This is a genomic window from Haloarcula sp. K1, assembly GCF_001647155.1.
In the GTDB taxonomy this organism is placed as follows: domain Archaea; phylum Halobacteriota; class Halobacteria; order Halobacteriales; family Haloarculaceae; genus Haloarcula; species Haloarcula hispanica.
On the sequence record NZ_LRHL01000012.1, the window covers coordinates 79,198 to 95,845 of the forward strand.

At 63.0% G+C, this 16,648-nt stretch carries 19 protein-coding genes; 7 read left to right on the top strand and 12 right to left on the bottom strand.

The genetic code is table 11. The annotated features are described in order from the left end of the window. Positions 1-44: 44 nt before the first annotated feature. On the bottom strand, positions 45-1,844 hold the full coding sequence (locus AV929_RS05220) for a PAS domain-containing sensor histidine kinase (RefSeq protein ID WP_064287622.1): 1,800 nt from the start codon (positions 1,842-1,844) through the stop codon (positions 45-47). Between the two features lie 163 nt (positions 1,845-2,007). Between AV929_RS05220 and AV929_RS05225 the strand changes: the two genes are divergently transcribed. Together AV929_RS05225 and AV929_RS05230 are read left to right on the top strand one after the other, a co-directional pair. Further along, positions 2,008-2,454, top strand: a complete 447-nt coding sequence (locus AV929_RS05225; protein WP_014040821.1) for an NYN domain-containing protein — start codon at positions 2,008-2,010, stop codon at positions 2,452-2,454. Between the two features lie 53 nt (positions 2,455-2,507). Beyond that, complete coding sequence (locus AV929_RS05230; protein ID WP_014040822.1) at positions 2,508-3,353, top strand: TatD family hydrolase; 846 nt, start codon at positions 2,508-2,510, stop codon at positions 3,351-3,353. A gap of 6 nt (positions 3,354-3,359) precedes the next feature. On the opposite strand, the gene pstB is transcribed toward AV929_RS05230, so the two are convergent. Genes pstB through AV929_RS05250 form a run of 4 tightly spaced genes read right to left on the bottom strand, consistent with a single transcriptional unit; the run spans position 3,360 to position 7,962 of the window. Next, complete coding sequence (pstB, locus tag AV929_RS05235; RefSeq protein ID WP_014040823.1) at positions 3,360-4,259, bottom strand: phosphate ABC transporter ATP-binding protein PstB; 900 nt, start codon at positions 4,257-4,259, stop codon at positions 3,360-3,362. Positions 4,260-4,262: 3 nt separating this feature from the next. Further along, the gene (gene pstA / locus AV929_RS05240) at positions 4,263-5,963 is read right to left on the bottom strand and encodes a phosphate ABC transporter permease PstA (protein WP_014040824.1); all 1,701 of its coding nucleotides are present in this window, start codon (positions 5,961-5,963) and stop codon (positions 4,263-4,265) included. 19 nt (positions 5,964-5,982) lie between these two features. Then, the gene (gene pstC, locus AV929_RS05245; protein ID WP_044951933.1) at positions 5,983-6,915 is read right to left on the bottom strand and encodes a phosphate ABC transporter permease subunit PstC; all 933 of its coding nucleotides are present in this window, start codon (positions 6,913-6,915) and stop codon (positions 5,983-5,985) included. Between the two features lie 51 nt (positions 6,916-6,966). Beyond that, positions 6,967-7,962, bottom strand: coding sequence for a PstS family phosphate ABC transporter substrate-binding protein (locus tag AV929_RS05250; protein WP_014040826.1), 996 nt, complete (start codon positions 7,960-7,962; stop codon positions 6,967-6,969). A gap of 308 nt (positions 7,963-8,270) precedes the next feature. On the opposite strand from AV929_RS05250, the gene AV929_RS05255 reads away from it, so the two are divergent. After that, positions 8,271-9,269: a phosphate uptake regulator PhoU gene (locus tag AV929_RS05255; protein WP_064287623.1), complete on the top strand. Its 999-nt coding sequence runs from the start codon at positions 8,271-8,273 to the stop codon at positions 9,267-9,269. A gap of 55 nt (positions 9,270-9,324) precedes the next feature. Here the strand turns inward: AV929_RS05255 and AV929_RS05260 are convergent, their stop codons facing one another. Further along, positions 9,325-9,696: a 30S ribosomal protein S8e gene (locus AV929_RS05260; protein ID WP_008311571.1), complete on the bottom strand. Its 372-nt coding sequence runs from the start codon at positions 9,694-9,696 to the stop codon at positions 9,325-9,327. A gap of 90 nt (positions 9,697-9,786) precedes the next feature. Here AV929_RS05260 and AV929_RS05265 point away from each other — a divergent pair, with 90 nt between their 5' ends. Continuing rightward, positions 9,787-10,227 carry a DUF2240 family protein gene (locus AV929_RS05265; protein WP_008311569.1) on the top strand — a complete coding sequence of 147 codons (441 nt, stop codon included), beginning with the start codon at positions 9,787-9,789 and terminating at the stop codon, positions 10,225-10,227. Next, positions 10,227-10,571 (top strand): hypothetical protein, encoded by a 345-nt coding sequence (locus tag AV929_RS05270; protein WP_064287624.1) that lies wholly within the window; start codon positions 10,227-10,229, stop codon positions 10,569-10,571. The genes AV929_RS05265 and AV929_RS05270 overlap by 1 nt, the downstream gene beginning before the upstream one ends. Before the next feature lie 136 nt (positions 10,572-10,707). Here AV929_RS05270 and AV929_RS05275 read toward each other — a convergent pair whose 3' ends face one another. Next, the gene (locus tag AV929_RS05275; protein WP_049943000.1) at positions 10,708-11,190 is read right to left on the bottom strand and encodes a hypothetical protein; all 483 of its coding nucleotides are present in this window, start codon (positions 11,188-11,190) and stop codon (positions 10,708-10,710) included. A gap of 120 nt (positions 11,191-11,310) precedes the next feature. On the opposite strand from AV929_RS05275, the gene pyrF reads away from it, so the two are divergent. Further along, entirely contained in the window at positions 11,311-12,144 is an 834-nt protein-coding gene (gene pyrF, locus AV929_RS05280; RefSeq protein ID WP_014040831.1) for an orotidine-5'-phosphate decarboxylase, read from the top strand. A gap of 1 nt (position 12,145) precedes the next feature. Here pyrF and AV929_RS05285 read toward each other — a convergent pair whose 3' ends face one another. Then, positions 12,146-12,346 (bottom strand): hypothetical protein, encoded by a 201-nt coding sequence (locus tag AV929_RS05285; protein ID WP_064287625.1) that lies wholly within the window; start codon positions 12,344-12,346, stop codon positions 12,146-12,148. Between the two features lie 138 nt (positions 12,347-12,484). Between AV929_RS05285 and AV929_RS05290 the strand changes: the two genes are divergently transcribed. Beyond that, entirely contained in the window at positions 12,485-12,673 is a 189-nt protein-coding gene (locus AV929_RS05290) for a hypothetical protein (protein ID WP_064287626.1), read from the top strand. Here AV929_RS05290 and trpG read toward each other — a convergent pair. The 4 genes from trpG to trpD are packed head-to-tail and all read right to left on the bottom strand — an operon-like array spanning position 12,670 to position 16,527. Continuing rightward, positions 12,670-13,293, bottom strand: a complete 624-nt coding sequence (gene trpG, locus AV929_RS05295) for an anthranilate synthase component II (protein ID WP_064287627.1) — start codon at positions 13,291-13,293, stop codon at positions 12,670-12,672. The genes AV929_RS05290 and trpG overlap by 4 nt on opposite strands. Then, entirely contained in the window at positions 13,290-14,894 is a 1,605-nt protein-coding gene (gene trpE / locus AV929_RS05300; protein ID WP_064287628.1) for an anthranilate synthase component I, read from the bottom strand. Before trpE ends, trpG begins: the two co-directional genes overlap by 4 nt. Beyond that, positions 14,891-15,535, bottom strand: coding sequence for a phosphoribosylanthranilate isomerase (locus AV929_RS05305; RefSeq protein ID WP_064287629.1), 645 nt, complete (start codon positions 15,533-15,535; stop codon positions 14,891-14,893). The genes trpE and AV929_RS05305 overlap by 4 nt, the downstream gene beginning before the upstream one ends. Continuing rightward, positions 15,532-16,527, bottom strand: a complete 996-nt coding sequence (trpD, locus tag AV929_RS05310; RefSeq protein WP_064287630.1) for an anthranilate phosphoribosyltransferase — start codon at positions 16,525-16,527, stop codon at positions 15,532-15,534. Before trpD ends, AV929_RS05305 begins: the two co-directional genes overlap by 4 nt. Positions 16,528-16,648 lie beyond the last annotated feature (121 nt).

A 16,648-nucleotide genomic window follows, 5' to 3' on the forward strand; every position in this document is an offset into this window, starting at 1 on the left:
GATGGAGCGACAGAACCGGGACGGAAAATAAGCAGTCGTCTTCCTTACTCGCTTCGCGCCTGCGGAAACACGATCTTGACTGGTGTTCCGCCGTCGTCGTGGTCCTCGTCCATCGTCACGGACCCGCCGAGTCGTCGGGCAAGCCACATGACTGCCCACAGTCCGAGCCCACGGCTGTGTGCCACTGGCCCTTCCGTCTCCGAAGCCAGGACATTGCGCTCCATCTCGGGTATCGCGGAGCCATCGGTATCGACGCTGACTGTCACCTGTCCCGACGGTGTCTCTTCGGCCGTAAGTTCGACAGTTGGGTCGGCCAGGTCACTGTATTCCAGAGCGTTCTCGAGGAGAATCTCCAGTATCAGGTCGATAGCCATCCTGTCACCCGAAACCTCCGCGTCAGTGGGTGCGATTTCAATGGTGACTCTGGGGTGCTGTTCTGTGAGGTCATCTTGGACATCATTGAAGACCTGCCGGAGGTGGACTGTCCCGCTTCGGAGGTCTCGATCAATGACACGGTCGAACGACCGTGCCCGCTTGGCCAGTGAGTCGAGTTCTTTCGAGGCGTTTTCGATTCTATCGATATGTCCCTTAGTGGCATCAACGGGGAGCTCAGACGAGGTGAGTTCTTCCTTGAGGAGCCTCGAATTGCCCCGTATCACGGTCAGCTTGTTTCGGATATTGTGTCGGAGGATCCGACTCATGACCATTAGCCGCTGCTCTCGCTCCTTGTCCTTCGTGATGTCGCGGACGATGCCTCGCAGTTTCGGTGTCCCGTCCCGGACAGTTTTTTCCGCACGGAGTCGGAACCAGCGCTCGGTTTCGTCCGCGGTCTGGCGGCGTGCCTCTATCTCCATCGGTTCGCCGGTTTCACAACAGGTCTTGATCGCGTCGCGAACGACCGCTCTATCGTCGGGGTGGTACTGCTCGATAGCCTCCTCAAGCGTCGGATTGTACTCTGGCGTCCCGTAGAGGCGTTTCATCCCGGTAGTTCCCTCTATCATACCTGTCTCCAGATCGAGTTCCCACCCGCCAACGTCGGCCAGGGTTTCGGTCCCGACCAGCCACTCTAGTTGCTCCCCCCTCTGTTTTAATCCCGTTACGTCGTCCAGACCAACGACGACGCGCTCAACAGTCCCGTCCTCACCCAGTATCGGCGCGGCATTGCTCGAAAGCCACCGCTCGCTCCCGTCGGCAAGTTCTATCCAGTGCTCGAACCCGAACACCGGTTCACCCGAGTCAAGCACCTGTGTGACAGGGTGTTCCGAATTGGGGATCGGTGTCCCGTCTTCGTAGTATATGTTCCACTCCGGTTGGGTGTATCGTCTCTGAGTGATTTTCTCGCGTTCGAGACCGAGCAGTTCCTCGGCGCGCTCGTTAGCTAGCGAGATTCTGCCAGATCGTTCTACGGCGACGATGCCAACCGGACTGACCTCAAACACACGCTCAATGAGGGCTTGCTTTTCTTCCCGCCGCTTACGCTGTGTGATATCTTCTGCCAGCCATAGCACGCGCCCCACGTTATCACCGCCGACCGGCGTGACACGAGCCTCGAAATATCGCTCTCCGTGGTCAAGCGATAGCTGGTACTCGATATCCTGCTGTTCACCCGTTTGTAAAACGTCCTCGATAATCGCGTGGAACTGGTCGGCCTGTGCTGTAGAGAAAATATCCCAGAGATCCGCTCCTAGCAGTGTTTCCGGATCTTTGAAAAACAATGCCCCGTTGTGGGCGTTGTGAATGACATCGACAAAGGTGCCGTCGGCGTCTATGACCAGAGCCGGATCGGAAATTATCTCACAGAGCCCGTTTAGTACGTCTTGGTCGTGAAGATGTCCTTCACTCATAGTCAAGTCCCACGCATTGTTGCTGGCTGACTGTGGACGGTGGTGCGTCCATAGTGTGAGGGGGGAATCATCCTAAGCTTTGTGTCGCACCATTCTATATAGCAGGAAAAGGTTTACCGACCGAAGCGGCACGCATAAGCGGACCGGGCAGGGAAAAGGGCGCATGGAGCTGTTTCGTCGGATATTCGGGGAGAAAGACTCGCAACAGCGCGTTGGACTGTTCGTCGACGGGCCGAACGTACTCAGGTCTGAGTTCGATGTCGACCTCGACGAGGTCCGGGACATTGCAGTCGACTACGGGCCGCTGGCGTTGACTCGCCTCTACGTCGACCAGAACGCCTCGCCGGGGCTGATTCAGGCCGCCGAGGCCCGGGGCTTCGAGGTCCGGACCACCAGCGGTGACGTTGATGTCCGACTCGCCGTTGACGCGACAGACGCCGTCGCCTCGGGACAGATCGACGTCTTGGTCGTCGCCTCGCGGGACACGGATTTCAAGCCGGCGCTGGAAGTGGCCGCACGGGAAGGGGTCAAAACGGTCGCCATCGCGCCGGGAGAGTATGGCCGCTCCGACGCGTTACGCAACGCGGCCGAAGACGCAGTGACGCTCTGAGGGCCGAACTCCGTGACGCCAACTGTTTTTTCCGCCAGTGCCATTGGCCACGTATGGACATCGACGACACGCCGGTACTGGACAACCACCTCCATCTCGATCCGGTCAACGGCCGGAACGTCGCGGCAGCCGAGGAATTCGCCTCACAGGGTGGCACACACTTGCTAGTGCTCAACAAGCCGTCCTGGCACCTCGTCGAGAAGGCGACAGCGGCGGAGACGTTCCGCGAGGTGTTCGACCTCACCGTCGAGGCCGCTGCCGCCGCGACCGAGGTACTGGATGGCCGCGCCTGGCCTGTCCTCGGGGTCCACCCGGCGCTGATTTCGAAACTCGTTGATGACGGCTACACGCCGCCGGAAGCAATGGACATCATGCAGACCGGCCTCGACGTGGCGGCGGAGTACGTCGATAACGGTGACGCGCTCGCGATGAAGTCCGGGCGACCGCACTACGACGTTGACGACGCCGTCTGGGAGGCCTCCAATGCGGTGATGTGTCACGGGTTCGAACGGGCCGCCGACGTAGGTTGTGCGATACAGCTCCATACCGAAGGCGGCGAAGACTTTGAAGCAGTGGCTGGCTGGGCCGAAGACCGTGGCCTCGACCGTATGCAGGTCGTCAAACACTACTCCGGCGGGCGGCTCCGTGGCCCAGTCAAATCGGTGCTTGCGGATAAGGACGAACTGGAGATTGCGGTTGAGACGGACGAGCCGTTCCTGATGGAGACCGATTATATCGACGACCCGGACCGTCCCGGCGCGGTGCTGGGGCCGAAAACGGTGCCACGGCGTGTCCGCTGGCTGCTGGAGAACGGACACGAGGACGCAGTCAGAACGGCACACGTCGAGACGCCGAAGGCGGTGTACGGCATCGACACCGAAGCGACGTTACAGCGATAGTACAGGCTACCCGAACTTGCCAGTAATGTAGTCCTCGACGCGCTGGCTATCGGGATTCTCGAAGATTTTGTCCGTGTCGTCGAACTCGACCAGCTCGCCACCGGTGAGGAAGACGGCGGTCTTGTCCGAGATACGGGCCGCCTGCTGCATGTTGTGAGTGACGATGACAACGGTGAACTCCTCGGCCAGTTCCTCGATGAGGTCCTCGATCTTCGAGGTGGCAATCGGGTCAAGCGCCGACGCCGGCTCGTCCATCAGAATGACATCCGGGTCGACGGCAATAGCGCGGGCGATGCAGAGCCGCTGTTGCTGGCCGCCCGAGAGGTCGAGCGCGCTCTTGTCCAGCTGGTCTTTGACTTCGTCCCACAGCGCGGCGCGCTTGAGAGCCGTCTCGACTTTCTCGTCTATGTTCTCCGTCTGGTCCTGAATCCGGAGGCCGTAAGCGACGTTGTCGTAGATGCTCTTCGGGAAGGGGTTGGGGTGCTGGAACACCATTCCGATGCGTCGCCGCAGCGCCACCGGGTCCACGTCGGCATCGTAGACGTTTTTCCCCTCGAAGTAGAGGTCTCCCTCGACCCGCGCCGCGTCGATGAGATCGTTCATGCGGTTGATACACCGCAGGAACGTGGACTTGCCACAGCCGGAGGGTCCGATCATGGCCGTCACCTGTTTTTCCGGGATGGCCAAGTCGATACCCTGTAGCGCCTGCGTCTCGCCGTAGAACACGTTCAGGTCGCGGGACTCGATGACTGGCTTCCCCGTCTCGCCCGCGTTCGCGTCCGTTCCCTCCACGTCGATCGACTGGTCGACGAGGGGATCACCGGACGGGTCCGGCGACGACGCGGCTGTTTCAGTGGTCGGTGTGGGCTCGGTACTCTCGTTGCTCGTCATCTCGTTCTCTGTCATGAATTATCCTGTTCGCTGATACCGGTTCCGGATGACAATCGCTGTCGCGTTCATCACCAGCAACACTGCAAGCAGTGTAATCACGCCGGCCGCCAGCACGCCGTGGCGGAACGACGGGTCCAGTTCCGACGACCATGAGAAAATCTGGCGTGGCATCATGCTCGCCACGTCGAAGAAGCTATTCGGCGCGAGCCGGACCGACGCCGCCGCCCCGATCATCAGCAGCGGGGCCGTTTCGCCGATGGCCCGACCCAGCGCCAGTATCGTCCCGGTCAGAATGCCCGGAAGTGCTTCGGGGAGGACGACCTGCCGGATCGTCTGCCAGCGGGTCGCCCCCATTCCGTAGGAGGCCTGTCGGAACGAGTCGGGGACGGATCGAATCGCCTCCTGTGCGGAGATGATCACAATCGGGAGGATCAACAGGCCGACCGCGAGGCCGGCGACGATGACGGAGCCCTGGGGCCACTGGAGAACTCGGATGAAAAGCGCCAGTCCGAGCAGGCCGTACACGACCGACGGCACACCGGCGAGGTTCCCGATGTTGATTTCGATGAGTGTGACGAACTTGCCCATCAGCCCCTGGGAGGGTGCGTACTCCTCAAGGTAGATCGCCGCCCCGACGCCGACCGGGAACGTGGTGAGCACGATCACGATAATCATCATCACCGAGCCGACCATCGAAGGGTAGATACCGGCATCGGCGGCGGTCCGTGAGGTCGCGCTCGTCAGGAACCCCCAGTCGAGCCAGGGGTCCGGTCCGGCAAACCCGAGCGCGCCGGTGACGACGCTGCCGACGACCACGCCAAGCACGGCGGCGACCGGGAAGGCGAGGCCGCGGACGCCTTCGCCACGACGGAGCACGCCTTCCACGTAGACACCCAGCGGGAGTACGGCGAATGTGACTATGAGCAGCCACACGTCGGTCCCAATTCCCAGCAGTGGTCCGGCGACGACGCCCAGCACCGCAACTGCCGCCGTCAGCCCGACGACGGCTAGGCCGTCACGCCGCGACTCGCGTCGCTGTTCGACGAACCAGCCTGCGGCACCGGCGACTGGGAGCACGAGCGTCAGGAGTAACATGACCCAGTCCGTGGGCACGAACGGGAGCATCATGATGGCTTCTCGGAGGCTTATTACGCGATAGTACAGCCCGAAGTCGAGGCCGAGCGCCGCGGCGGCGTCGGTGACGAACCAGTTGAACCTGGTGGGTGGCAGCCCGAATACCGTGATAATCGGAGCGAGGAGCACCACGGCGAGGCGTTCGAGCGCGGCCTTCGGCCGCAGTCGGCCGTGTGCAACGATCAGGCCGCCGGCCACGACCAGCGAGATGAGGAGCGCGAACCACTCGAGTACGGAGAGCAGTTCGATGAACAGCACCGCAAACCCGCCCGTGAGCAGGAGTCCCACGACCGGGAGTCCGCTGGTGACGTAGGCGACCTCGCCGGCCGGCTCGTCGAGTCGATAGTAGTAGACGGCTAGTGCGGCCAGCGGCACCAGCACCGTCGCGGCGTAGGTCGCCAGCCACCCTGCGTCGGCCGAGAAGGGTCGGAACGCGTCGTTGGCGACGAACAGCAGGAGGAGCAGGACGGAGACGAGTCCGAACGCGGTCGCCGCGAGACAGGTCGCCTCGAAGGCACGCCCCCGAAGATGGTTGACATCGCTGTTCTCCCCGTGCCAGCCCGTTTCAGGTTCTCGTGTTGCCATCAGTTCAGTCCCCCAGTGTTCATTCGTACTCCTCCCGGTATCGCGCCGCGATTCGGTTACTCAGCAGGTTCAACAGGAACGTGATTACGAACAGCGTCAGGCCGATAGCGAAGAGACTGGTAAAGCCCAGTTGACTGACGCTGTCGGCGCTGTTGATCTGGACCATCGCCGCCGTCATCGGCTGGTACCCCTGAAAGAGGTTCGCAAGCGGGTCCGAGAGGTTCAGCATTCGGGGCCGGCTGCCGGCCGCGACGACGACGATCATCGTCTCGCCGATGGCCCGCGACAGGGCGAGAATGAACGAGGAGAAGATGCCCGAGGCCGCAGCGGGGACGACGACGCCGGTGGTCACCTCGAATTTCGTCGCGCCCATCCCGTAGCCGGCCTGTCGTAGTGAGTCCGGGACGGAACTCATCGCGTCCTCGCTCAGGCTGGAGACCATCGGGATGATCATGATACCGACCATGATGGAAGCGCTGAGGATGTTGAACGTGTTCACCGGGAGCCCGATGGTCTGGAGGAACGGCGTCACGTACACGAGCGCGAAGATACCGTAGACGACTGTCGGGATACCAGCCAGAATTTCCAGCCCCGGTTTCAGCACCGAGCGCATCTGGTCGCTAGCGTACTCGCTGAGATAGACCGCGGCCGCGACACCCGTCGGGAGTGCGATGACGGCGGAGATCACCGTGACCAACAGCGTGCCGCTCAACAGCGGGAGTAACCCGTAGACGTTCCGACTGATGAGGAACTCCGTTCCGGTGAAGAAGTCGACCGGGTTCACCAGCGTAAAGAACGTAATCGCGTCGCGTGCGAGCAACACGACGATGCTGACGGTGACGAGAATCGACGCGGCAGCACACAGGAGCAAGACGTATCGGTACATACGCTCGCGTGCTGCACGCCCGCTTGGTCTGGACGTAATATTCGGCCCGGGCGTCTCGGTACTCATTGTGTTGTCTCTCATAATGTACTCATGTGAGTAAGCCGGCTCTCGACCGTGTTAGCCGGCGATCTCGTCCAGCTTTTCGAGGTTCTCGTCGCGCTGCTCGGCGCTCGACGGCACGTACCCGATATCCTGCACTAGGTCGGTTTCGGCCTGCTCGAGGTAGAACTGAATGAACTCGTACACTTCCTCTCGCTGAAGCGCTGACTCGGCCGCGTAGATGAACAGCGGTCGGGCCAGCGGATAGGAACCGTCCTTGGCGTTTGCCAGACTCGGAGGGGTACATTCGTCGCCCTCTTCGGCCTTGACTTCGACGGCTTTCACCGCCTCGGAGTTGGAGTTGTAGTAGGCGAAGCCGAAATACCCCATCCCACCCTCGTTGTCACGGATCCCTTTGACGATAGTCTCGTCCTCTTCGGTCGGCTGGTACTCGGTTGTGTGTTCGGTGTCCTCGCCGACAACGTTCTCGTTGAAGTAGTCGAACGTCCCGGACGTCGACGCCGGGCCGTAGCGTTCGATCTCCATATCGGGCCACTCGTCGCGCACGTCCGACCAGTTCGTGACGCCCGCTTCGTCGCTCCAGATCTGGCGAAGTTCGTCGAAGGTCATGCAGTCGACCCAGTCAGCGTCGTTGTTGACCGCGACAGTCAACGCGTCACCCGCGATCTCGAACTCGACAGGCTCGACGTCGTTGCCCGAACACTGCTCTATCTCGGCGTCGCTGATAGGGCGGGAAGCCCCGTTGATATCGGAGTCGCCGGGACAGAACCAGTTCTCGAAGCCGCCGCCGCTCCCCGTGGAGTCGACGGTGACGTTGACGTTCCCGTGTTCTTCCATGAACTCCTCGGCCATCGCGTCGGAGATGGGGAACACGGTACTGCTGCCCTTGATAATGACCTGCCCCGAGAGGCCGTCAGAACCGCTGTCAGTGGAGCCGCCGTCGTTGCCACGGCTCGTGTTCTGCGTACAACCGGCCAGTGCCAGCGCCCCAATCGCACCAGAACTTGTTAAAAATCGGCGACGTGAGAGACCACTGCTCGGTGAATCTGTCATCACCTGATGGAAGTTAGAGAGCGGATAAGTACCCTACTATTAGCCCTATATCTGGATATAAACACTATATACTACTATATATTTTGATGGCGTTGCTATCTCGCGCGCCTAAAGCGGGGTAACGGGCGTCTAAGCCCGATAGCGACCCAGTTAGAGAACAACTCGTTGATCCTGATATTGACACCATACTACACGGGGTAGCGCCCGCAGCGTGTGTCGTTATTTCATGACAGCACAGGTCAGAGTTTCGATCAGTAATATATAGTCACAGCATATTTTATAAATCTGCAGCGCGTATTCGTAGTACTATGGAGACGCGCAAAGTACAGCTGACGGGCGGGTCCACGTACACTGTCTCACTACCGAAGGAGTGGGCGACTGAGAATGGTGTCGAGAGCGGCAGTATCGTCGAGTTTTACGCCGAAGACGACCTGCTACTGGTCTCGCCACAGCACGGCGACGACCACGTCGAGGGAACGCTAGACGTGACCGGCCTCGAAAACAGGCACGAACTCACGCGGGCAGTGATGACGATGTACGTCAGCGGCTTCGACATCATCCGACTGGAGGCCGCTCGCATAACGGCCGAGCAGCGACGCATCATCCGCGATGCGACACAGGGACTGGTCGGCCTCGAGATGATAGAGGAGACGGCTGACCGAGTCGTCCTGCAGGACCTGCTGGATTCGTCGGAGCTCTCCGTTCTCAACGCCATCACGCGTATGCGGCTGGTTTCGTTGACGATGCTCTCAGACGCCGTCAAGGCGCTCATCGAGGACGACAACGACCTCGCCGAAGACGTTATACAACGCGACGACGACGTGGACCGCCTCTGGTACATGGTCTCGCGCGTGTTCCGAACCGTCCTTCGCAATCCGACGGCTGCCAACGAAATCGGCTTCCCGCGTGAGACAGTGTTCGACTATCAGTCCAGCGCCCGTCAGCTAGAGCGCATTGCTGACCACGCGACCAAAATCGCCAGCCTCTCCCAGGAAATCGGCGAAATCACCGGCGAAACTGCCGACCTTCTCGATCAGTTGGAAACCGAGGCCATCGCTGTCCCCGAAACCGCGATGGATGCGCTGTTGGCTGACGACAACGACAAGGCCGTCGAGTTGGCAAACGAGGCCCGTGCTCGTATTCCCGAAGTCGACGAAACCGCCCGCGAGGTAGACGGGAAAGTCAGGGAGCTAGACCCACAGAGCGCACAGCTACTTGGCCGCGTGGTCGACTCGCTGTCCCGAACCGCCGACTACGGCGGCAACATCGCCGAAAGCGCGCTCCAGAAGGCCGCTCCCCGGCCATAGCTGACGCTGTCGCTCCGAGTCCGTGAACAGCCGAAAAAGCTGATTGCGTGCCGGATTACTCGACCAGCACGGCGTTGACCTGACCGTGCTGTCCCGGGCGGGAGGTCACGCGGGCCTGTCCCTCGGAGGTGTCGAGGATTGCGCCTTTCGTGATGATGTTTCGCCGGGCGTAGTTCGGGTTCGACGGGTTCTCGACGACGTTCTCGATGGTCGCTTCGATGGTTTCCGCGCCGTCGGCGATGCTCGCAACGTCGGTCTTGACCGCACGGACCTTCTGGGTGTTACCGCGGGAGTCGACGGTCTTCAGTCGCTGCTCGCCGACCTGCGTCTCGACGGTGTCCTTGCCGAGCTCGTGTTTCTTCTTCTTGTGGTTCGGTCGTCGGCGGCCGCCTGTCCGCTTGCGAGGGGAGCGTCCCTGGTCTTTCATACGGGAAGGAAGACCCAGCGGCTACTTGAACCGTTCGATGCCGACTCGCCATCGTAATCGTTACCCCCGCGCCGACCGGTTGCTCTGACGATGAGTCTGAAGACGGCCGTCGCCGCACCGTTCCGCCAGCGTGGAACCGACCGGATGGCGGAAAGCGAGTTCGTCGTCGCGCTCTCGCTGGACCGGAACTGGTTCTCGCCCGACCAGGCCAAGACGCTGGTGGACGTGGCCGCGAGCGAGGGGCTGGTCGAACGGGACGAGGACGACCTCGTCGTCGCTTTCGACGCGACACACACCGCGATTCCGGACGGGTTCACGCCGGGTGAGGAAATCCTGCAGTCGCGGTCGACGTTCGAGCGGGTGCTCGACGCGGTCGTCGAGGCCGGCATCGAGAAACAGACCGCTGTCGCCGGCATCAACGCGCTCCAGTCCGACATCGGTGTCACGCTCGAGGCCGCGGCCGTGGTGTACGCGCGGAGTGAGGGTGTCGACGTCGAAGCCATCGCTGCCGACGTTCGGGAGGAGCTCTAATGGTCAAAGACAGGATTGCTGACGGCCGACGGATCGGACAGTTGCTCGCCTCGGAACTGACCGGCCTCCAGCGCGGGCCGCTTGCCGACGTGTCCGTCGTCGATGCCGATAGGGACGTGGACCCGACGCCGGACGGGGCCTTTGCCTACCGCGTGACGGCCGACGACGACGAAGTGGCAATCGTCGAGGTAACGCCGGAGACGGCTTGGTTGGTCTTGGAGCGAGAGCCCGCGACCGTGCCGGATCGTGATGACCTCACCGTCGACGGGACAACCATCGTCGTTCACAGCGGCGCGGCGGTGAAAGCCGCGGTCGACGTGCTGGAGCAGTCCCTCTCGGGGTAGGAGGGTTTTCCGGAGAAAGAAACGGTTGGCTGCGACTCCGACTGAAATAGCTGTACTCATACTGTCGGCTGTACGTCTGTAAAGAATTTCGCCACCCCGGGTGGCGAATATCTTAAAATAGTTACAGCCAACAGTATCAGTGACGACTCGGCTCGGCAATAGCCGCGGACGTCCACGCGACGAAGCCAGTGAGGACGAGCACGGAACCGAGCACCGCTGTCGCGGCAGCGATAGCAAGCACCAGCGTCGGGAGGCCGAGCGGCGTTCCGACGGCGATGACAATCGGTGTCGCGGTGATACAGAGCGACCCCAGCGCGACGGCCCGGCGCTGTGTCGTCGTTAGTTCGATGCCGAGATGGAACAGCGACCCGGGCTCCGGGTCGGGAGCGGCGAGGCCGAGACACAACAGCGGAACGCCGATAAACACCAGCGTTGCCGCGACAGCGTACGACCAGAACAGCCACTGTCCGGACGCGGGCGCGAGCGACAACAGCGCGCCGACGGCCACGAGCAGGACACCGCCGACGAGTCCGAACTGCCGCAGCCGCGGGTCGTCCAGGGCTTCGCTCAGGTCTGGGAGGGTCTCGGCCACATGGCCGACATCCATGAAACGGTCCATGAGCGGGCTTCTACCTGCGTTGTGAAATAGACACGGGGGAGAATATCAAATCTGATTCCATCGAAGCGGGCACGACGCGAGAAGGAAACGCTTGTATCGCTGCCAGCCGCCGCGGTATCTATGCACTTCTTCGACCGTCTCGCGGACCGAATCGCGACCGCCGACAGCGTGGTGTCGGTCGGCCTCGACCCGGACCCCGACCGCCTCCCCGACAGCGTGCTGGACGCCGACCTCCCGCGCTGGCAGTTCAACCGCCGCATCATCGATGCGACCCACGAACACGCCGCCTGCTACAAGCCGAACGCCGCCTTCTACGAGGACCCCGACGGCTGGCGCGCCCTCGAAGAGACCATCGCCTACGCACACGGGAAGGACGTGCCCGTGCTGCTCGACGCAAAGCGGGGCGATATCGGCAACACGGCGCGGCAGTACGCCCGGATTCTCGACGACGAGGAAGGGCCTGCGGCCGACGCCATCACGGTCAACCCGTTCCTCGGCCGGGACTCGTTGGAGCCGTTTCTCCAGCGCGCGGACAAGGGCGTGTTCGTGCTGGGGCGCACGTCCAACCCCGGCGGCGAGGACCTCCAGGACCTCGAACTGGCCTCCGGTGAGAAGCTCTACGAGCGCGTGGTCCACCTCGCGGACCTCTGGAACGGGAACGGGAACGTCGGACTCGTCGTCGGCGCGACCAACCCCGACGAACTCGAAGAAATCCGCGAATTAGTTCCGGACATTCCGTTCCTCGTCCCCGGCGTCGGCGCGCAGGGTGGCGACGCCGAAGCGGCCGTCGAGCACGGTCTCGCCGACGGCGTCGGCCTCGTCAACTCCTCGCGGGGCATCATCTTCGCCGGCGAGGACGCCGACACGCGGCGCGACGACTCCGGTGACGCGTTCTTCAAGGCCGCCGGACAGTCCGCGAAACAGCTCAAACAGCGACTGAATCAGTTCCGATAGCTTAGAACCGGTACGTGTCCACGCCGTCGGGCATATCCTCCGGCGACATCCGGTCGCTCGGCTGGCCGACCTCCGCACCGCACTCGACACACATCCCGGTGTCCTCGTCCCAGTGGCGGTCACAGACGAGTCGCCCGCATCTATCGCAGGTGTGGTCCACGTCGGGGCGCTCACAGAGTTCACACAGTCCGGCTACGCTCATGTCAGGATGTAGCATACCGGATGGTTTGAATCTTTGGCGGCGTGACTGCGGTAGTTAGTCCGGCAGGACGAACACAGAGAACCGGAGAGCCCCGAGACAGCCACGAAGTATTTCTCCGTGGGCATTCCTCTCTATAATATGTTGCCACTCCTCCAGCTCGGATCGCTTCCCTCACCGCCGGCGATACTCGTCGGCTTGCTGGCTATCGCCGTGGTGCTACTGGTCGGTCGGCTCGTGATGAAGGTGGCGTGGCGGCTCATCATCATCGCTATCATCGCCGTCGCAGTCCTCTGGATACTCGGAATACTGGGCTTTCAAGTCATCTAGAGCCCAGCGAGGAAGTTCCGGATCACGTCGTGACCGACCGCAGTCAGGACTGACTCCGGATGGAACTGAACAGCTTCGATGGGGTGCTCACGGTGGCGGACGCCCATCACCAGTTCCGTGCCGTCCTCGGTCTCCGTCGTCGCGCTGACGACGAACTCCTCGGGAACGTCCTCTGCAATGAGCGAGTGATAGCGCCCGCCCTGGAACCCCTGTTCCAGTCCCTCGAAGACGCCCTGCTCGTCGTGGTCGATGGGGAACGCTTTCCCGTGAATCGGCTCCGGCGCGCGGCCGATGGTACCGCCGTAGGCGTACACCGCCGATTCGAGGCCGAGACAGACACCGAGTGTCGGCACGTCAGGACTGACCTCACGGAGGACATCCAGCGTGACCCCGACATCGCGTTCGTTCTTCGGATGGCCCGGGCCCGGCGAAAGGATAATCGCGTCGGGGTCGAACACCTCGACATCGTCGAGTGATGCCGTGTTCCGGACGACTTCAGTCTCGGCGTGTTCGGAGACGTACTCGACAAGGTTGTACGTAAATGAGTCGAAGTTGTCCACGAACAGCACGCGGAGGTCGTCCCTGACGGCCTCCTCGCCGGCGGGCTGTGACGCGCTCATCGGGTCACCTCCTCGGGGCTGTCGGCTGACGACTGATCTCCAGTCTCTTCGATTCCTTCCAGCGCCGTCAGCACGCCGTCCATCTTCTGCTCGGTCTCGATGTACTCGCTTTCGGGGTCCGAATCCGCGACGATGCCGGCCCCGGCCTGGACGGTGATGCGGTCCCGGTCGCCCTCGTCCTCGACCGTCGCCGAGCGGATGACGATGGCGAAGTCGGTGTCGCCGTCCCAGTCGAAGTAGCCGACGCCGCCGCCGTAGGGGCCACGCGGCGAGCGTTCGAGTTCGTCGATGATCTCCATGGCGCGGATCTTCGGTGCGCCCGAGAGGGTGCCGGCCGGGAACGTCGCGCGGGCGGCGTCGAAGGCGTCCTTGTCTTCGGCGAGTCGTCCTGTCACCGTGGATTCGATGTGCTGGACGTGGCTGTACTTGAGGACGTTCATGAACTCCGGGACGCGGACGCTGCCGGCCTCGGAGACGCGGCGCACGTCGTTGCGCGCGAGGTCGACGAGCATCGTGTGCTCGGCCCGCTCCTTGCCGTCAGCGAGCATCTCGCCGGCGAGGCGGCGGTCCTCGACGGGGGAGTTCCCGCGCGGGCACGTCCCCGCGATAGGATTCGAGACGACGTGGTCGCCGGCGACGGAGACGAGCGTCTCCGGGCTCGCGCCCACGATAGTCAGGTCGTCGTAGCCAAGCAGATACATATACGGCGAGGGGTTCACGTCTCGGAGCGCCTCGTAGAAGCCCAGCGGGTCAACCTCGCCGTGCAGTTCGCGGGTCCGTGAGATGACGCCCTGGTAGATGTCGCCCGAGAGGACGTACTCCTTGGCGCACTCGACGGCGTCCTCGTACTCGTCTCTGGGGCCGGCGACTTCGTCCTCGCGGCGGAAGCCACCGGTCTCCAGCGGGGCGAGGTCCGAGAGGATGCCTTCGACGCGCTCGGCCTCGGTGACCAGTTCGTCGTAGCGGTCACCGGCGTCCTCGCCCTGGCGGACGACCGGCGTGAACACAAGCGAGACAGTGTCCTCGACGTGGTCGAAGCGGACCGTCGATGTCGTGAGCACGAACTGGGCGTCAGGGAACCGCGAGTCGGGCCGGTCCAGACCGACTTCATCGAGCCAGAGGTCGTAGACGGCGTCGTACGAGAGGAAGCCGACGAGGCCGCCTTCGAGGTGCTGGCGGTCCATCTCCGGGAAGTTCCGCAGCGCCACGTCAGGCATCGCCGCCCGGAGGTCGTCGACCACGTCGCCGCCGTCAGTCGTCACGAGGTCGGCGTAGCGGTCGTCGAACGCCTCGACCTCGCTCTCGTCGCCAGTCACGGTAACGACGGCGCGCGGGTCGTAGCCGACGAAGGAGAAGCGGGCGTGGCGGTCGTCGGTCTCCGGCGCGAACGCGCCGTCGGGGTCGCTTGAGGCGACCTTCTCGGCGCTTTCCAGCAGGAACGTGTAGTCGTTTGCGGCCACGTCGCTCGTGCGGCCGGTCAGCGCCGAATACGCGGTCAACGGCTCCACGTCGACAGCCAGCTCTGTGGCGGTGCGGACGACGACCGGGCGGTCGGCCTTGGCGTGTTCGACGAACTCCGCGCGGGAGATGTCGAGGGTCATACCCCACCCTCCGACGCTCGCGTGGCGTTCCGGACGAACCGCTCGACGGCGTCGTGGTCCTTCTTTCCGCCGGCAGACTCCACACCGCTCGCCACGTCGACGGCGAACGGCTTGACAGTCTCGACGGCCTCAGCCACGTTCTCGGGAGTCAATCCGCCGGCCAGCACGACGGGGACGTCCAGCGAGTCGACGAGGTTGCGCGTACGCTCCCAGTCGTGTGTCTCGCCCGTGCCACCGCCGCCGTCGGCGTCGACCGAATCGACGAGCAGGGCGTCGGCGTGGTCGGCGTAGTCCTCGATAGCTGGGGCCTCTGCCTCGACCACAGCCACGATGTTCTGGGTGATTCGGCTATCGAGGGCCCCGAGTTCCGCCGGTGAGAGTCCGTCGTGGACCTGCACTGCGTCGGGTTCGACCCTGTCGATGCGCCTGACGGCCTCCTGAACCGTCGTCGGCATCGTCACCAGCACGCTCGTCACGAACGGCGGGACGCCATCGACGAGCGTCGTGGCTGTCTTCTCGTCGACCTCTCGGGGCGTGTCGACCGGGACGCCGTGGATGACGCCGACCGCATCAGCGCCAGCCGCGATAACGGCGTCGCGGTCCTTGTTGTCCGTCACGCCACAGATCTTCACGCGCGTCATGCCCCGATCAGGTCGTCGAGTTTGTCGGCCGCCGCGCCCGATTCAATGGCCTGTCGGGCCTGTTCGACCCCCGCTTCGTGCGTGTCGGCGACGCCGGCGACGTAGATGGCCGCGCCGGCGTTCGCGAGAATGATATCCCGCTTTGCACCGGTTACGTCGCCAGTGACGATGCCACGGAGGTCGGCGGCGTTCTCCTCGGGCGATCCCCCGGAGATGGTCTCGATGTCGTGCATTTCAAGCCCTATATCCTCCGGAGTGATGGTGTACTCCTCGATCCGGTCGCCGGTGACCTCCGCGACAGCCGTCTCGCCGTGGATGGCGATCTCGTCGAGGCCGTCACCGTGGACGACCAGCGCTCGTTCGACGTCCAGTCGGGCCAGCGCCTCTGCCATCACGGGCACGAGGTCCGGGTCGTAGACACCAAGCACCTGCGCGTCCGCGTCAGCGGGGTTCGTCAGCGGGCCGAGAATATTGAAGACTGTCCGCATCCCGAGCTCCTGGCGCGGGCCGATGACGGCCTTCATGGCCGGGTGGAACACGGGAGCGAGCATGAAACCGATGCCGTCTCGTTCGATAGTCTCCTCAACGTCCGGCGGTTCGGCCTCGATGTCGACGCCGACTTCTTCGAGCACATCGGCACTCCCCGAAGATGAAGAAACAGAGTAGTTGCCGTGTTTGGCGATGGGGACGCCAGCCCCGGCAGCGACGATGGCGCTCGTTGTCGAGACGTTGATTGTGTTGTAGTCGTCGCCACCGGTTCCACAGGTGTCGACAAGCCCCTCGCGGTCGGGCCGGATGGTCCGTGCGGCGTCACGCATCCCCTCGGCGAAGCCGGCGATCTCGGCCTCCGTCTCCCCCTTCGCCCGCAGTGCCGTCAGGAGCGCACCGATCTGTGCCTCTGTCGCATCCTCGAAGACAGTCGTCGCAACGGCTCGGGCCTCGTCCTGTGTCAGGTCGTCACCGTCAGTGACGCGTTCGATGTACTCTTTCATTGTATTCACCAATGGACTTTTTCGTGTTGTAATGTACAAATCCGTACATTGACTTAAGCCTATCGGGACCCCTGCTCGCCGACGAGTATGTGTGGGCAATCAACAGACAACGTGGTGATAC